This is a genomic window from Dyella jejuensis (assembly GCF_044904675.1).
In the GTDB taxonomy this organism is placed as follows: Bacteria; Pseudomonadota; Gammaproteobacteria; order Xanthomonadales; family Rhodanobacteraceae; genus Dyella_B; species Dyella_B jejuensis.
Genome location: NZ_JADIKJ010000017.1, coordinates 44,289 through 60,785, shown reverse-complemented (window position 1 = coordinate 60,785; position 16,497 = coordinate 44,289). Strand labels below are relative to the sequence as shown.

Sequence of the window (16,497 nt, the reverse complement as noted above, 5' to 3'; positions counted from 1 at the left end):
TCAATAGGGAGATCGTGCATGGTCCAGAACGCCCGTTCCCGGACGGTACTTGCCCTGTACTCCGCCGCCGATGACATTCAATGCCATCGCGTGCGGTTGGTGCTGGCGGCGAAAGGGGTCAGCTATGACCTGATCCAGGTCGATCCGGCCAAACCGCCGCAGGACCTGATCGACCTCAATCCCTATAACACCCTGCCGACCCTGGTCGATCGCGACCTCACGCTCTACGACACGGCGGTGGTGTGCGAGTACCTTGACGAACGCTATCCGCATCCGCCCCTGATGCCGATCGATCCGCTGTCCCGCGCCCGCCTGCGGCTGGCTACCGTGCGCATCGAGCGTGACTGGCTGCCCGAGGTGGCCCACATTCGCGAGGGCGGCCGTCTGGCCGACGCGGCGCGCAAGCGGCTGCGCGAGCAACTGCTATCGGCGCTGCCGTTGTTCAAGGCCTCGCGGTTCTTCCTCAATCCGGAAATGAGCCTGGCCGATTGCCTGGTAACGCCCGTGGTATGGCGATTGCCGTCCCTGGGTATCGACCTCGGACGCGAGGGCAAGCCGATCATCGATTACGGCGAGCGCCTGTTCCACAGCCAGGGCTATGCCCGCAGCCTCACCGCGGAAGAAAAAGCGTTGCGGGCGATCTGACCGGTGCTGTCCGGAATGGTTGTTCTGGACATCCCCCGCCATTTCAAATCCAATACGTCGGGGCCGGCTCGCCGGTTCCTACTCTTTCGGCCCGCCAGCATGCCAGGCAATCTGCCCGCGCAACGCCGGGGCCGGTGACGTTTACGCAGTAACCATCAGAGCGCCCGTCCGGTGACCCAGCAGGAAAACCATGGCATGACCTCCAATCGTCCGTACCTGCTGCGGGCGATCTACGACTGGATCAGCGACAACAATCTCACGCCTTACCTGCTGGTCGATGCCTCACGCAGCGGCGTGCGCGTGCCGGCGCATGTGATCAAGAACGGGCAGGTGGTGCTCAACCTGGCGATGCGCGCGGTCGCCAATCTCGACCTCGGCAATGAGTGGATCAGTTTCCAGGCACGCTTTTCAGGCGTCAGCCATAGCATCCAGATTCCGATTCCCGCCGTGCTGGCGCTGTATGCGCAGGAAAACGGGCAGGGCATGATGTTTCCGGCCGATGAGGACGGTGGCGATCCGCCGTCCGATACGCCGCCATCCCCGCCAGCACCCGAACCGCCGGGCGAAGGCGACAAGCCCAAGCGGGGCGGTTCGCATTTGCGCGTGGTGAAATAGCCGGGCGGTCGCCGCGTTGCCGGCGGCCCGGGCACCCGGGAATGCCGCGGCATTGGGTGAGGTCGCGGCTACCGTGCGGCGGGCGCTATCGCAGTGCATCCATCGTGCGCGCGAGTTTCAATGACGGGGATCGCGGTCGCCGGCGCGGCGCCGGAATGGCAGGACATTTCCGCCTTCCCCGAGGGTGGCCTGCTCGGCCGGATGAGCCGGCTGCTCCGGCGTGTACAGTTCGATGGTGGGCAGCACGAGCGCGGTCAGCACCTGGCCGATCATCCACAGATGGCCGGCCTCGCGGTCGTTGCCATCCACACTCACTTCAAAGCTGTAGCGTCGCTCCACCACGCGCCGGCCGCTCAGGCGACGCAGGCGCAGCCCGCTTAGCCCGACGGTTTCGTCCAGCAGCTGCAAGCCATGCTGCTGGCAACGCGAGCGTGCTTCGAAGATGGCGCGATCGCGGGCGCGGCTGAGCGTCAGCCACGCACCGGCCAGGCCGAACAGGATGAGCAGCAAAAGGAGAGTAGCGAGATCGCCCATCCCAGCAGTGTGTGGGCGTGCCTGCCACGCCGCAAGTCACTCGATCTTCAGGCGCAGCGAAAGATCGATGGCTCGCAGGTTTTTGGTCAATGCGCCGACCGAGATGTAATCCACGCCAGTCCGGGCATAGTCGCCAATCGTTTGCAGGTCGACGTTGCCGGAAATCTCCAGCGGTACGCGGCCGGCGGTCTGCGCGACCGCTTCGCGCATCAACGGCAGGGTGAAATTGTCGAGCATGATGCGGTCTACGCCGGCATCCAGCGCCTGTTGCAACTCGTCGAGATTTTCCACTTCCACTTCCAGCAGCAGGGCGGGATGGAGCTGGCGCGCGGCCAGCACTACCGCGGCGATGCTGCCGGCGGCGATGATGTGGTTCTCCTTCACCAGGATCGCGTCGTACAGGCCGATGCGGTGGTTGTGCCCACCGCCGCAGCGCACGGCGTATTTCTGCGCCATGCGCAGGCCCGGGACCGTCTTGCGGGTATCGAGCACGCGCACGCGGGTGCCGGCCACGGCGGCGACGTAGGCGGCAGTAATGGTTGCCGTGCCTGACAGCATCTGCAGGAAGTTCAGCGCAGAGCGCTCGGCGCTGACGACGGCCCGCGCATGCCCGCGGATATCGCAGACGATGGCGCCCGGCTGGATGCGATCGCCGTCGCGCACTTGCCACTCGATGCGCGCATCCGGATCAAGCTTGTGCACGCAAGCGTCGAACCAGGGGATGCCGGCGATGACCGCTTCTTCGCGACAGACGAGTTGCGCGGTGGCCTGCGCGTCGGCCGGCAGCAGGCTGGCGGTGGCATCGCCCCGGCCGAGGTCTTCGGCAAAGGCGCGTTCCACATCGGCGTTGATCGAGGCTTGGTCGGGCGGGGTGAAGCGAAGTGCTGTAGTAGTCATTCCGTATCGTTGGTTCGGCCGTCTTCATGGCTCAGTCTGTCCACGATGGCGTCCATCGCGCGATCAAACAAGGCATTGGAGGCGAGCACGCGGGCGCGCCCTTCCGCCATCACGGTGGCCAGTTCGTAAGGAGAGTAATCGGCCACCTTCAGGCCGCGGCGGTTGACGAACAGGTAGCGTCCGCTCATCGGGCTGACCCAGGACAGCTTGGCGCGCTCGAAGTGAGCGTCCGCGTTGCTGAATTCCAGCCACGTCCCCGGCTTGAGCGCGGTGACCCGTTCCAGTTCCTCGCGCACTTCCGGCGCGATGGCGGCCAGGTCGGGCTCGGCCTGGGCAGGATCGTCCTCCAGGTCGGCCATGCTCTCGGCCAGCGGCTGGATGCTATCGGGGATCGGCAACGGCGCGGGGGCGCTGTCGGCGGCCTGCGCGGGCTCGGCCGCAGGGGCCGCATCGCCCAATTGCTGGCGATAGTAGGCATGCAACTGGCCGAGCAGGCGCTCGATGTCGGCGTCCTGGAACGCGACGTTGGTCAGGCCCTTGCGCAATGCACGCTCGATACCGGGCAATAGCTGGCGCAGGTCGCGCTTGGCCTCGGGCGTGCGCACCGGCCGGGTGCTGGCGATGAATGCGTCGACAAAACGCAGCGCTTCGCGGAACTCGTTGGATTCCTCGCCCTTGCGCAGGATGGTGAGCACCATGTAATTGGCCCACGCGCGCGACAGCACGCCATGCACCAGCGGCGGCAGCACGTGGTCGCCGATGCGATTGAGGATTTCGCGTGCCGCGCGGCGGCGGGCCTGCTCAAGCTTTTCCCGGCCGCGCGTGGATTCGGCCACGCGCTGCTCGGCCAGTTCGGCGCGGCGGCGGTTGGATTCCTGGAATTGCTGCAGTTCGGCGGACAGGCGATCGAAGATCGTCATGTCGTCGTCGAATTCCTGCAGCAGGCGTTCGACGATGGCCTTGACGGTGTCGTGCAGGCGACCGTCGCGATCGGATTCCTCCGACCAGCTCTTGGCCGCGTCGGCCAGGCCATCGAGCAGCCGGCGCGCGGGATGCTGGCGGTGCGCGAACAGCTTGCGGTCGAGAATCGCAGCCTTGAGATAAGGAATCTGCAGGCGCGCCAGCAGTACCTGCATCGGCGGTGGCAGGTTGCGATCTTCGAGGATGAACTCGAACAGCATGCCGACCAGGTCGATGGTGTCTTCGTCGATGGTGGCGATCTGGCCCGGACGCTGGCCGCGCAGGGAACCGAGCTGCGTCAGCAGCTGTTCCTTCAGTTGCAGCACCTGCTCGGTGATGTCCAGCATGGTGGCATCGACCGGCAGCGACGCCACGGGCACGGTGGCGGCCTGGCTCTGGAGCACGCTGAGGGCGCCGATCAATTCGTTGGCGGTGGGCAGCGGGCCTTGCGTCATGGCCGAGAGCGGCACCGTCGGATGCGCGCGACGCGCGCCAAACAACGTGCGCAGGGTCTGCAGCAATTCGGCCGAGGCGTCGCTGTCGCCGGCCGGCAAGGTGGCGGGCACCTCGCCCGCGGCGGTGGTTCCCGCGCCGCTGGCGGTGGCGCCGCCGGCGGTGTTGCGCAGTACTTCGTGCCGCAATTGCGGCAACACGCCCGCGCGCATCAGTTCGGCGTTGGTTTCCTGGTACAGCTCGTCCAGCGCCGTCATCACATAGCGGTCGAACAGCTTGTAGATGATCAGCTTCACGCGCATGTCGGCGCTGAGTTCGCGCATCGACTGGCGGAACGCCTGGGCGAGCAGGGCCGGACCGATCGGATTGGTGGCGTCTTCGATACGCGCGCCGCCGCAGATCACCGAGAGCCGCTGGTTCACCGCGAACAGGTCACGGGTGAGGCGGGTCTCGTTCTTGCCGATCATGCTGGTGATGGCCAGCGATTCTTCCAGCTCGTTGTCGGCCACCAGCGACAGCTCGATGGAACCGGCGACCGGGGCAGGACTGCCGCCCTGGCTGGTGGAGCGCTGGCCATTGACGAAATCATTGAGCTCACGCGCGACGTGCGCCAGGAAGCTGCGCTCGATCACCGGACGACGCTTGCGCACTTCGCGCATGCCGTCGAAGTAATGCATCTGTGCGGCGTTGTTCTCGGCTTTTTCGGCCAGGTCGAACAGCGCGTCGTCCACGTGTTCGAACATGTTGCCGATGTACTGCTGCAGGCGGCGCGAGGCGATACTGCGGACCGCGTTCAGCAGGTCGCCTCCGCGGCCGCTGGAAGGGTCCAGTCGCTGGCTGATATTGACGATGTTCGATGGCTCGTTGGCTTCTTTCATCGCCACACCCCTGTGGTTTACCAATCTGCCGACCATAAGCGAAAACGGGCGTTCCCGCCATGCCGGGCTTCATGATCCGTGATTTGCGTTCAGCCGGCGCCGTAGCGGCCGGGGTGGTGCTTACGGGCTGCCGGGAAAGTCAGTGAACTGGGTGGTGCCGATGCCTTCCTCGGGCAACATCACCGGAATGCCGTCTTCGATCCGGTAGATGACCTTGCGGTCGACGGTGATCAAGCCTTCGGCCAAGCGGCCTTGCACCGTGGTGCCGGCCACGCTGAGCACCTGGCCGCCGTCGATCGCCCGGTTCAACGCACCCAGTTCGCTGGTGTTGAGCGGACGCACCGGAGTCTTGCTCACCGGGCAGCACAGGATGTCGAGCAAACGCTTGTCCATAGATGTAACGGGTATCGTTGTGGTGCGGGGAAGCTCGTACAATATCCCCTTTTGGACGACCGGACCATGACGGGAACAGCGGTGGCACCGCGGGTAGGGGTGGTAATGGGCTCGCGTTCGGATTGGGAAACCATGACGCATGCGGCCGACGTGCTGCAGGAGCTGGGCGTGCCGCACGAGGTGCGGGTGGTCTCCGCGCATCGCACTCCGGACCTCTTGTTCCACTATGCCCAGGAAGCGGTCGCCCGCGGCATCCAGGTCATCATTGCCGGTGCCGGCGGCGCCGCCCACCTGCCGGGCATGCTGGCGGCCAAGACACGGGTGCCGGTGTTCGGGGTGCCGGTGCAGTCCAAGGCGCTCAACGGCATGGATTCGCTGCTTTCCATCGCGCAGATGCCGGCGGGCATTCCGGTCGGCACGCTGGCGATCGGCCGGGCCGGGGCGGTCAATGCCGGCTTGCTCGCCGCGGCGGTGCTGGCGCTGCATGATCCGGCGCTGGCCGCGGCCGTGGAGGCCTATCGCTCCCGCCAGACGCAAACGGTCCTGGACAACCCGGATCCGCGCTCGTGAGCCGCCGTCAGCCCACACTTGGCATCCTGGGCGGCGGCCAGCTGGCGCGCATGCTGGCGCTCGCCGCCGCGCCGCTGGGCGTCAACACGCTGGTAGTGGATAGTGCCGCCGATGCCTGCGCCGGGCAGGTGGCGCCGCTTCGGCTCGCCGACTGGACCGATTACGCCGCGCTGGAAAAATTCGCGGCGGAAGTCGACGTGGTGACCTTCGATTTCGAAAACGTGCCGGCCGAATCCGCCCACTGGCTGGCCGAGCGCGTGGCCGTATTTCCCGATCCGCGCGCGCTGGCGGTGGCGCAGGATCGGCTGGCCGAAAAGACGTTGTTCCGCGAATGCGGCTTGCAGACGCCGGCTTTCCAGGCAGTCGATACCCGCGAGGACCTGGACCGTGCGCTGGCGACCATCGGCGCGCCCGCCATCCTCAAGACGCGCCGGCTCGGCTATGACGGCAAGGGGCAGTTCCGCATCAAGCAACGGTCGGACGCGGATGCGGCCTGGGCGGCGCTGGGCGCGAACGCGCACGGCCTGATCCTGGAAGCGTTCGTGCCGTTCGAGCGCGAGCTGTCGGTGTTGGCTGTGCGCACGCGCGATGGCGATTTCCGCATCTGGCCGCTTACCCAGAACTGGCACACCGACGGCGTGCTCAGCCTCAGCCTGGCGCCTGCGCCCGAAGTAGGCGCGCTGCAGTCACGCGCGGAAGCCTTGGCGCGTACCTTGGCCGAGCACCTCGGTTACGTGGGCGTTTTTGCGTTGGAGTTGTTCGTCAAGGATGGCGCGTTGCTCGGCAACGAAATGGCCCCGCGTGTGCACAATTCCGGCCACTGGACGATCGAAGGCGCGGTGACGAGCCAATTCGAAAACCATGTGCGCGCCGTACTGGGGCTGCCGCTTGGCAGCACTGCCGCACGCGGCTGCTCGGCGATGTTCAACTGGATTGGCGAGTTGCCCGATGCCGCGCCGGTGCTCAATGCGGTCGATGGGCATTGGCACGATTACGGCAAGCAGTCGCGGCCCGGACGCAAGGTAGGACACGCCACGGTGTGCGCGAATGATGCGAAGGCGCTCGCCACGCGCATCGACACCATCGCCAAGGCCTTGCAGCGCGATGAGCAGGCTGCGCCTGCGTTGCGTGCATTGGCAAAATAAAACTCCTCTCCCCGGCGGGAGAGGAGGCGCGCAAAAACGGCTTTTCAGGCGAGATTCTTCGCCGCGAAATCCCAATTCACCAGGTTCCAGAACGACTCCAGGTACTTCGGCCGCGCATTGCGGTAATCGATGTAATAGGCGTGTTCCCACACGTCGACGGTGAACAGCGGCTTGTCGTTGCCGGTGATCGGCGTGGCGGCGTTGGAGGTGTTGACGATGCCCAGCGAGCCATCGGCGCGCTGCACCAGCCAGGTCCAGCCCGATCCGAAATTGCCGGCGGCGGATTTGCTGAACTCTTCCTTGAACTTGTCGAACGAGCCGAACGCCTTGTCGATGGCGTCGGCCAGCTTGCCGCTGGGCGCGTTGTTGTCGCGCGGCGAGCGCATCGAGTGCCAGTAGAAGGTATGGTTCCAGGTCTGTGCTGCGTTGTTGAACACGCCGCCGGAGGACTTCTTGACGATGTCTTCCAGCGAGGCGTTCTCGAACTCGGTGCCCTTGATCAGATTGTTGAGGTTGGTCACATAGGCCTGGTGGTGCTTGCCATAGTGGAACTCCAGCGTTTCGGCCGAAATGTTCGGCTCGAGCGCGTTCTTTTCATAGGGCAGCGGGGGAAGTTCGATCGCCATGGGTAACTCCTGGGCGTTGGCTGAGGATGAACGACGCGGCGACCCGGATGGGACGCCAGGGCGGCTGGTACACTACCGATCCGGCTGCATTGTAGTGATGAATCTGAAGTTATGGACGTCAACGAACGAATCAAGGCGGTGCTCGCCGAGCATCCCATCGTGCTCTTCATGAAGGGTACGCCACAGTTCCCGATGTGCGGCTTCTCCAGTCGCGCGGTGCAGGCGCTTGAGGAATCGAACGCCATGTTTCATGCGGTGAACGTACTGGCCGATCCGGAAGTGCGCGCCGCGTTGCCGCATTACGCCAACTGGCCGACTTTCCCGCAGCTTTTCATCCAGGGCGAGTTGATCGGGGGTTGCGATATTGCCGAAGACCTCAAAGCCGCCGGCGAGCTTGCGCGGATGGCGCACGATGTCGCCAGCGAGCATCACGCATGAGCCTGCCCCTGCATCGCCTGCCGGCATCGTGGCCGCCCGCCGCCCGGCCGCTCGCTGGGCGCGTCGTGCTGGTCACGGGCGCCTATGGCGGATTGGGTGGTGCGGTGGCGCGCGCCGCGGCCCGCGCCGGCGCGACCGTGGTCGCCACGGGCAAGCGCAAGCGCCAGCTGGAACAGCTGTATGACGCCATGCTCGGCGAAGGCTTGCCCGAGCCGGTGATCCATCCGCTCGATATGGAATCGGCGACGCCACGCGACTACGAGGCGTTGGCCGAAGGTTTGCAGCGGGACCTGGGGCGGCTGGATGGCATCGTGCATGCCGCGGCGAGTTTCGCCGGTCTGATGCCGGTGGCCATGCACAAGCCCGATGCCTGGCTGCGCGCCTTGCACGTCAATGTATCGGCGCCGTTCGCACTGACCCAGGCGTGCCTGCCACTGCTGACCGCGGCACCCGACAGCGCGGCAGTGTTCGTGCTGGACAACCCCGAACTCGTACAGCGTGCGCACTGGGGCGCCTATGGCGTATCGAAGGCGGCGTTGGAACGCTTCGTTGCCATCCTCCATGACGAACACGACACCGGTCCCTTGCGGGTGCACGCCCTGCTGCCGGCGCCGATGCGGACCACCTTGCGTCGCGCCGCGTACTTTGGCGAGGACACCACCCGGCAGCCCTTGCCCGATGCCAGCGCCGATGCCGCGGTCTATCTGCTGAGCGACCAGGCTGCCGCCGCGCGCGGCGGCGTGCTCGACCTGCGCGTGCTTGCGCCCGAATCGCTATCGCAGGCATAAAGTCCGCACGACGCTGCGTTCAGAGCATCCCTTGGTTGCTTCACCACTTTCCATTCCTGGATAAAACAAATCATGGAAACGCAGATGACCACGCTGTCGGCGGCGATCCTGCTGTTCCTGATCATGGATCCGCTCGGCAATATTCCGATCTTCCTGAGCCTGCTCAAGGACGTGTCGCCCAAGCGGCGGCGCGTGGTGCTGGTACGCGAACTGCTGATCGCGTTGGGCGTGCTGCTGATGTTCCTGATGGGCGGCCAGTTGATTCTGAAGCTTTTGCAGTTGCGCCAGGAATCGATCAGCATCGCGGGCGGCATCGTGCTGTTCCTGATCGGTATTCGCATGGTGTTTCCGCCGGCCGAAGGCGGCATCTTCGGCAAGGCCGGCGAGGGTGAGCCTTTCATCGTGCCGATGGCTATTCCCGGCGTGGCCGGTCCGTCGGCGATGGCGGCGTTGCTGCTGCTGACCAACACGCAACCCGGCCGCACGGCCGATTGGGCGATCGCCTTGCTGTGTGCGTGGCTGGCGACGGCGGTCATCCTGCTCAGTTCCACTTACCTGTATCGCTGGCTGGGTGAAAGCGTGCTCACCGCGCTCGAGCGCGTCATGGGCATGTTGCTGATTGCCCTGTCGGTGCAGATGTTCCTGGGCGGCATTGCCGCCTATCTGCACCTGACCGTTTGAACATTTGTCCTGATTCAAAGTCGTCTTGCACCATGGCAGGAAGCCGGTCTTGCCGCGTGCCTGTGTTGGCCCTGCGAAGTGAGCGTTGCCGCATATCCAGTCTGCATGCCGTGCCGGCTTTGAACATGCTCTTAAGAAACCGCACCGACTGCTTCGGTTATTCTTGCGATCGACACAAGTTATAACGCGCGATTTCGCGCAGTTGTCACACTTGATCGGCAACATGGATTAAAACCAAGGGAGGCGGTCATGCTTAGCGTTGAACAGGCGCTTACCGAACGTCTGCCATGGCTTGCGCAGCATCCGATGATCCGTCGGCCCGTCGCTGGCATGCTTGGCCGACTTGCCGACGAAGCAGGATTCAACCGGGTGCTGGACCGGCTTGCCGATACGAAGGGCTTCGACTTCGTCGAACAAGTGCTTGATCTGCTGGGTTGCAGTTATCACGTCGTGCAGCGCGAGCGGGAAAACATTCCCGTGGAAGGCGCTGCGTTGATCGTTGCCAATCATCCGCTCGGCATGCTCGATGCCATGGCCTTGCTGCAACTGGTGGGCTCGGTGCGCCAGGATGTGCGCATCCTCGGCAATGACTGGCTGGCGGCCGTGCCGCAGCTCGGGCACCTGCTGTTGCCGGTGGACGTCTTTGGCGGCGGCGCGGCGTCGAAGCTGCGAAACGTTTATCGTGCGCTGGAACGTGGCGAGGCCCTGATCATTTTTCCGGCTGGCGAAGTGTCGCGCATGGGTCCGGCGGGCGTGCGCGATGCACGCTGGTCCGACGGCTTTGCGCGGCTTGCGATGCGCAGCAAGACACCGGTGTTGCCGATCCATGTGGCAGCCCGCAATTCGGCCATGTTCTACGGCCTGTCGATGTTGGCCAAGCCGCTCAGCACGGCCATGCTGCCGCGCGAGGCGGTGGCTACGGCGGTCAGCCGGATCGGTTTCAGCGTAGGCGCCTTGGTCAGTGCCGAGGAATTGTCCAGGCGCAGCAATGAATCGGCTCAGCGGGCCGCGGACCTGATGCGGCGTCACGTCTACCGGCTCGGCCGGCGACGTGGGCTGATCTTCGGTGGACAGGTGCCGCTGGCGCATCCGGAGCCGGTGGAGCGGGTCGCGTTCGAACTTGCCCAAGGCGAAAAATTGGCCGACCTGGCCGATGGAAAGCAACTGATCGTGCTGCGCGGATCGACTGACGGCGCTGCCTTGCGCGAGATTGGCCGCTTGCGCGAGCTGACCTTCCGCAAGGTCGGCGAGGGCACCAATGCCCGGCGCGACCTGGATACTTATGATGGACACTACGAGCACCTGGTGCTGTGGGATCCCAAGGCATTGCGCATTGTCGGCTCGTACCGGTTGGGGCATGGCGGCCGCCTGATCACTACGCGCGGCCTGAGCGGCCTCTACACCGCCAGCCTCTTTCAGTATTCGCCGGCACTCGAATCGCGGCTTGCGCAAGGCCTGGAACTCGGGCGCAGTTTCATCGCCCCGGCTTATTGGCGTTCGCGAGCGCTGGATCATTTATGGCAGGGCATCGGCCTCTATTTGCAGCGCCATCCGGAACTGCGTTACCTGTTCGGGCCGGTCAGCATGTCGGTCAGCCTGCCGCGCCAGGCACGCGAATGGATCGCCGCGGCACACCAGCACTACTTCGGCGCGCCGGGACTCGCCAGTGCGCGCCAACCGTTCAAGGTCTCGCCGGACGTGCTCGAAGGGGTGCGTCGCGAATTGGAGGGATTGGACCCGGCAAGCGGCCTTGGCCGGCTGCGCCATCATCTGGATGCCCTCGGCGTAACCCTGCCGGTGTTGTACCGCCAGTACGTCGACCTGGTTGAGCCGGATGGCGTGCAGTTCCTCGATTTTGGCGAGGATCCCGGTTTCTCCGGTTGCGTGGATGGCCTCGTCATGCTCGACCTGGCACGCCTGAAACCCGCCAAGCGCGCCCGCTACCTGGGCCAGGGCGGATGAGTCCCTGACATTCTCGGGATCGCTTGCGTGTCGTTCCGCCCAACGAATTCATGGCCACTTCCGGGTGCCGGTCTTGATGCATGGACAGGCTGGGCAAGTCATCCCCGAACTGCGATAGTTCTGTAAAATTAATGTAAAGCTTATGTGTGATTGTGCTAAGGTATCGCTAAGGATACGTGACCGCTTTCATCTCGCCTCGGCGTAAGCAACACCTGGGCAAAAGCGACGGACAGTTACTCACACGTGCCATCCGGGTTAGGGGTCGAAGCCTTTGGCGCTTCGTCTGCCAGAAGTTCGCAAAAACGCAAGGGTTCCAAGGAAAGGTTTTCGCGGCTCATGCAGCATGGGCCCGGGCCCTTTATTTGTGTCGAAGGAGCGCGTCGCTGTAGTCCAGATGGCCGGCTGACGGCGGGTTTGAAGGCAAGAGAAGTTTGAGCGGTCATTACAAGCGGTGCCAAGCAATCTCGAAATCAACAATTGGACTACGGGGCTCTTAATGAAACGAACGCATCTTTCCGCAGCGATTGCCGTTGCCTGTTATATGTCGATGGGCATCGCCATGGCGCAGACCGCCAACGGCGGCCAAGCGACAGCCCAGGGCACCCCCTCGCAGTCGTCCCAGGCCTCCGTGTCCAGCACGTCGAAGGTCTCGGCCGTAGCCACCAAGAGCGCGCGCGTACTGGATACGGTGAAGGTGACGGCCTCGGACCTGGCGCTCGGCGGCGGACTGATGACCGAACAGGATGCGCCCAAGGCGGTTTCGACCGTTACCCGCCAAGCCATCCAGCAGGCTGCACCTGGCGCCAACTTTACCCAGGCGATCGAAAGCATTCCGGGTGTGATCACATCCACCGACGATTTCACGGGTTTGAACGACGGCAACTACAGCATCCGTGGATTCACCAGCGATGAAATCGGCACGACCGTCAATGGTGCCCCCATCAACGACAGCGGCAGCTACCAGGTCTACGCCAGCGAATACGGCGATACCGAAAACATGGGCGACATCACTGTCCAGCAAGGCTGGCCTGACGTGGACCAGCCAATCTCGGGTGCGGCCGGCGGCTCGATCGGCTGGGCGACCATCGATCCCTCGCACACCGGCGGCGTGGACGTGAGCCAGACCTTGGGTGGCAATAGCTATCACCGCACCTTCGTGCGCTTGAACACGGGCGACATGGGCCCCGTGCGTTCGTGGATTTCTTTCTCCAACAACGAAGCCAACATCTGGGATGGCCCGGGCAAGCAAAAGGTCACCAAGGTTGACGGCAAGCTGCTGTGGACCATCGATGACCGTAATTCGGTGTCCTTCTCGATGCAGTACAACCGGGAAGTGAAGAACGATTACATGCACCTGACCAAGTTGCAGGCCGCGGAGCAGTACGACCAGAACTATTCCGGCTACTGGGGTTTTCCGCCGAACATCAAGGAAACCGCGGCGGCCTATTGCGGCCCCAATACCGCCTACAATGCGTGCTACTACGGCCTGCATACCAATCCGTTCAAGAGCGCGCTGTTCAGCGCCGACGGCGAATTCACGCTGACGGACAACCTGCACCTGTCGGTGGTGCCGTACTTCCAGTACGGTTCGGGCGGCGGCAGCGGCGCCACCACCTTCACCGAGTCGACCAGCGACCACAACGAATTCGAGTACGTCAACGCCGACCTCAACGGCGATGGCATCGTCACGAATGGCACCAAGGGCCTGGTCTATGACATCAACCAGTCCTATACCTACCGCCCGGGCGTGATCGCCAAGCTGAGCCAGGACTTCGGCAACAACGACACGCTGGTCTACGGCGTGTGGTGGGAGCGGCCGCGTGAGCAGCAGGACGAGGTCTACTCGCTGATCGATCCGGCGACGGGAGGCGTGGCGGACATCTGGGGCAATACCAACGTCATCCGTTATCCCGACGGACAGGTGATGCGCGCCTACAGCGAGTACACCGCCACGACGACCGAAAAAGCCTTTGCCACCAATACCTGGACGCCGACCGACGCTCTGACCGTGACTACCGGCGTGGCCTACATCTGGGCCAAGCGCCAGGGCTATGACTACGAAGATCCGGGCGCGAACTACGGCCCCACGTATGACCAGCAGTACGGCGGTCCGCTCAGCGTCACTTATCACGACTGGTCGCCGACGGCCGGTATCAAGTATCAGATCAACGACGCCAACCAGATCTTCCTGGGCGCGGGCCGCACGTTCCGCACGCCCGTCAATGGCGCGGTGATGGAGAACGGCGCGGCGGCGGAGCTTGCCGTGGTCGATCCGTATCCTGGCCATGAGTACGCCAGCGTCGAAAAGCCGGAGACCTCGACGACCGTCGACCTGGGATATCGCTTCTACTCCCAGCGCGTATCGGCCAGCCTGGATGCGTATGCCGCCAATTTCCACAATAAGCAGGTCAGCGGCTACGACGAGAACAGCGGCCTGACGGTTTATACCGAACTGCCCAATGTGCACATGCGCGGCCTCAACGGCGAGGCCAGCGTCCAGTTGAACGATCAGTTCACGCTATATGGTTCCTACACGTACACCATCTCGCGCCAGCAGGACAATGTGGACGCCGGCAACGACGGTATCTACTTCACCAAGGGCAAGACCCTCACCAACACGCCGCTCAATGCCGCGTACACGAGCCTGAACTTCCATCAGGGTCCGGTGTGGGCCAGCCTGAATGCGAAGTATCGCGGTGCGGTCTGGGGCGATTGGTCCAATACGCAGAAAGTGGGTGGCTATACGACCTTCAACCTCGATGCGGGCTACGACTTCAGCGACTTCAGCAGTTGGTTGCGCAAGCCGTACATCAAGCTCAACGTGTACAACCTGACCAACCACCACGCATTCACCTGGGCGTACAGCTCGCCGTTCCTGGCCAGCACGTCTGACGCCAGCGGTAACAACAAGCTGGGCCAGTACTACTCGCCTGCGACGTATTCGATCCTCCAGGAGCGCACGTGGATGGTGACAATCGGCGCGTCGTTCGACTGATCCATCGCCAGCAGCCATGTACCGATAAGCCGGTTCCGCGAGGGACCGGCTTTTTTTCGCTTGACCGTGCCGAGGCAGGCGCGTGAAGCTAGGGATGCTCTGATCCATGCTACGTAGGCGTCACCAGCTCTGTCTGTTCGCAGACCATAGGTTCGTCGGCGCACGCGGGGAGGGTACATGGATGTACCCGGCTTTGAGGAGCGAGGAAGGCAGACTGGCGGTCTGTCGAGACGATGGACCGCACGCGGGGAGAGTGCATGGATGCACTCGGCTTTGAGGAGCGAGGAAGGGATGCGGACAGACAGAGCTGGCCCCAACATGTTGAATTTAAAGCGATGGGGTGATGTCCAGAAGGCACGCAGAGTGCGCCGCGCGGCTTGGCAAGACGGCCAGTCTTCCCGGCGCCGCACAACACACTCTGCGAGCCTTCTGGTCATCAGGCCGCCTGCGTAGCATGGATCAGAGCATCCCTAGCGGGCCGCGCGCGCCCGGTGCGCTGGTGAAGTGTCGTACCAAGGAGATTTCCATGATCAATCTGCAATCCGGCACGGTCAGCGCGCGCATTTCGCCCGCCGGCGGCCTGGATATTCTGTCGCGCAACGAAGTGGCGCGACTGCGCGATGCCAGCGGTTCGGGCCTGCATGGCCTGCTGCGCCGTTGTGCGCTTGCGGTGCTGACCTCGGGAGAAGTGGGTGACGATCCGCGCGGCATGTTCGAGCAATACCCGGATTTCGACATCCAGGTGCTGCAGCAGGATCGCGGCATCAAGATCGAGCTGGCGCACGCGCCGGCCAGGGCCTTCGTGGACGGCCACATCATCCGCGGCATCAATGAGCTGCTGGTGGCGGTAGTGCGCGACATCGTGTACGTATCGACGCAGCTGGAGCAGGGCGGCTTCGACCTGCACGATACCGTCGGCATTACCCACGCCGTGTTCGAGATCCTGCGCAATGCGCGCATCCTCAAGCCACAGATCGATCCCAACCTGGCGGTCTGCTGGGGCGGCCATTCGATCTCACGCGACGAATACGAATACACCAAATCGGTCGGCTACCAGCTCGGCCTGCGCGGCCTGGATATCTGCACCGGTTGCGGCCCCGGCGCGATGAAAGGGCCCATGAAAGGCGCCACCATCGCGCACGCCAAGCAGCGGCGCCGCAACAACCGCTATATCGGCCTGACCGAGCCGGGCATCATCGCCGCCGAATCGCCCAATCCGATCGTGAACCAGCTGGTGATCATGCCGGATATCGAGAAGCGCCTGGAGGCTTTCGTGCGCATGGGCCACGGCATCATCGTGTTCCCTGGCGGCGTCGGTACCGCGGAAGAAATTCTCTATCTGCTCGGCATCCTGTTGCATCCGGACAACGCGGGAATTCCGTTCCCGCTGATCTTTACCGGGCCGAAACAGTCGGCCGCGTATTTCGAGCAGATCGATACGTTCCTCAAGCTGGCGCTGGGCGAAGAGGTGGCGCAGCGCTACAAGATCATCGTGGACGATCCGATCGCCGTGGCGCACACCATGGTGCGTGGCCTGGACAAAGTGCGCAATCATCGCCTGGACAACAAGGATGCCTTTTTCTTCAATTGGTCGCTCAGCATTCCGTTGACGTTCCAACAGCCGTTCGTGCCCACCCACGAGGCCATGCGCGCGCTGGCCATCCACCGCAACCGCCCTCGCCACGAACTGGCTGCCGACCTGCGCCGCGCCTTTTCAGGGATCGTGGCCGGCAATGTGAAAGACGAAGGCGTGCGGGCGATCGAACGGCATGGCCCGTTCGAAATCGACGGTGAAGCCGAGATCATGCGCGCCCTGGACCGCCTGCTGCAGGCATTCGTGCAGCAACATCGCATGAAGCTGCCGGGCGGCAGCGCCTACGTGCCTTGCTACCGCGTACTCAGTGCTTAAAGTCGGTT

General features: G+C 63.9%; 15 protein-coding genes. 10 read left to right on the top strand and 5 right to left on the bottom strand.

Features of this window, described 5'->3' with window-relative positions:
* The first annotated feature begins 18 nt into the window (after positions 1-18).
* Together ISP15_RS15145 and ISP15_RS15140 are read left to right on the top strand one after the other, a co-directional pair.
* Positions 19-645, top strand: coding sequence for a glutathione S-transferase N-terminal domain-containing protein (locus ISP15_RS15145; protein WP_404548483.1), 627 nt, complete (start codon positions 19-21; stop codon positions 643-645).
* 195 nt (positions 646-840) lie between these two features.
* Positions 841-1,260, top strand: coding sequence for a ClpXP protease specificity-enhancing factor (locus ISP15_RS15140; RefSeq protein ID WP_404548481.1), 420 nt, complete (start codon positions 841-843; stop codon positions 1,258-1,260).
* A gap of 117 nt (positions 1,261-1,377) precedes the next feature.
* Here ISP15_RS15140 and ISP15_RS15135 read toward each other — a convergent pair whose 3' ends face one another.
* The 4 genes from ISP15_RS15135 to ISP15_RS15120 all read right to left on the bottom strand — a co-directional run bounded on the left by ISP15_RS15135 (position 1,378) and on the right by ISP15_RS15120 (position 5,375).
* On the bottom strand, positions 1,378-1,794 hold the full coding sequence (locus tag ISP15_RS15135; RefSeq protein WP_404548479.1) for a DUF3301 domain-containing protein: 417 nt from the start codon (positions 1,792-1,794) through the stop codon (positions 1,378-1,380).
* Positions 1,795-1,830: 36 nt separating this feature from the next.
* Positions 1,831-2,691, bottom strand: a complete 861-nt coding sequence (nadC, locus tag ISP15_RS15130; RefSeq protein WP_404548478.1) for a carboxylating nicotinate-nucleotide diphosphorylase — start codon at positions 2,689-2,691, stop codon at positions 1,831-1,833.
* On the bottom strand, positions 2,688-4,982 hold the full coding sequence (locus ISP15_RS15125; protein ID WP_404548477.1) for a DUF1631 domain-containing protein: 2,295 nt from the start codon (positions 4,980-4,982) through the stop codon (positions 2,688-2,690). The genes nadC and ISP15_RS15125 overlap by 4 nt, the downstream gene beginning before the upstream one ends.
* Before the next feature lie 120 nt (positions 4,983-5,102).
* Positions 5,103-5,375, bottom strand: a complete 273-nt coding sequence (locus tag ISP15_RS15120) for a Trm112 family protein (RefSeq protein WP_404548476.1) — start codon at positions 5,373-5,375, stop codon at positions 5,103-5,105.
* A 66-nt stretch (positions 5,376-5,441) separates the two neighbouring features.
* On the opposite strand from ISP15_RS15120, the gene purE reads away from it, so the two are divergent.
* Positions 5,442-5,945, top strand: coding sequence for a 5-(carboxyamino)imidazole ribonucleotide mutase (gene purE / locus ISP15_RS15115; RefSeq protein ID WP_404548475.1), 504 nt, complete (start codon positions 5,442-5,444; stop codon positions 5,943-5,945).
* A 50-nt stretch (positions 5,946-5,995) separates the two neighbouring features.
* Entirely contained in the window at positions 5,996-7,090 is a 1,095-nt protein-coding gene (locus ISP15_RS15110) for a 5-(carboxyamino)imidazole ribonucleotide synthase (protein ID WP_404548604.1), read from the top strand.
* A gap of 44 nt (positions 7,091-7,134) precedes the next feature.
* Here ISP15_RS15110 and ISP15_RS15105 read toward each other — a convergent pair whose 3' ends face one another.
* A complete protein-coding gene (locus ISP15_RS15105; RefSeq protein ID WP_404548474.1) occupies positions 7,135-7,716 on the bottom strand; it encodes a superoxide dismutase in 582 nt (193 codons plus the stop codon).
* Positions 7,717-7,827: 111 nt separating this feature from the next.
* On the opposite strand from ISP15_RS15105, the gene grxD reads away from it, so the two are divergent.
* From grxD to ppnN, 6 genes are all read left to right on the top strand, one after another.
* Positions 7,828-8,154, top strand: a complete 327-nt coding sequence (gene grxD / locus ISP15_RS15100; protein ID WP_404548473.1) for a Grx4 family monothiol glutaredoxin — start codon at positions 7,828-7,830, stop codon at positions 8,152-8,154.
* Positions 8,151-8,942, top strand: a complete 792-nt coding sequence (locus ISP15_RS15095; protein ID WP_404548472.1) for an SDR family NAD(P)-dependent oxidoreductase — start codon at positions 8,151-8,153, stop codon at positions 8,940-8,942. Before grxD ends, ISP15_RS15095 begins: the two co-directional genes overlap by 4 nt.
* Before the next feature lie 84 nt (positions 8,943-9,026).
* Positions 9,027-9,623 (top strand): YhgN family NAAT transporter, encoded by a 597-nt coding sequence (locus tag ISP15_RS15090; RefSeq protein WP_404548602.1) that lies wholly within the window; start codon positions 9,027-9,029, stop codon positions 9,621-9,623.
* A gap of 249 nt (positions 9,624-9,872) precedes the next feature.
* Positions 9,873-11,585 (top strand): GNAT family N-acyltransferase, encoded by a 1,713-nt coding sequence (locus ISP15_RS15085; protein WP_404548471.1) that lies wholly within the window; start codon positions 9,873-9,875, stop codon positions 11,583-11,585.
* A gap of 496 nt (positions 11,586-12,081) precedes the next feature.
* Positions 12,082-14,580: a TonB-dependent receptor gene (locus tag ISP15_RS15080; protein ID WP_404548470.1), complete on the top strand. Its 2,499-nt coding sequence runs from the start codon at positions 12,082-12,084 to the stop codon at positions 14,578-14,580.
* 526 nt (positions 14,581-15,106) lie between these two features.
* Positions 15,107-16,489 (top strand): nucleotide 5'-monophosphate nucleosidase PpnN, encoded by a 1,383-nt coding sequence (ppnN, locus tag ISP15_RS15075; RefSeq protein ID WP_404548468.1) that lies wholly within the window; start codon positions 15,107-15,109, stop codon positions 16,487-16,489.
* Positions 16,490-16,497 lie beyond the last annotated feature (8 nt).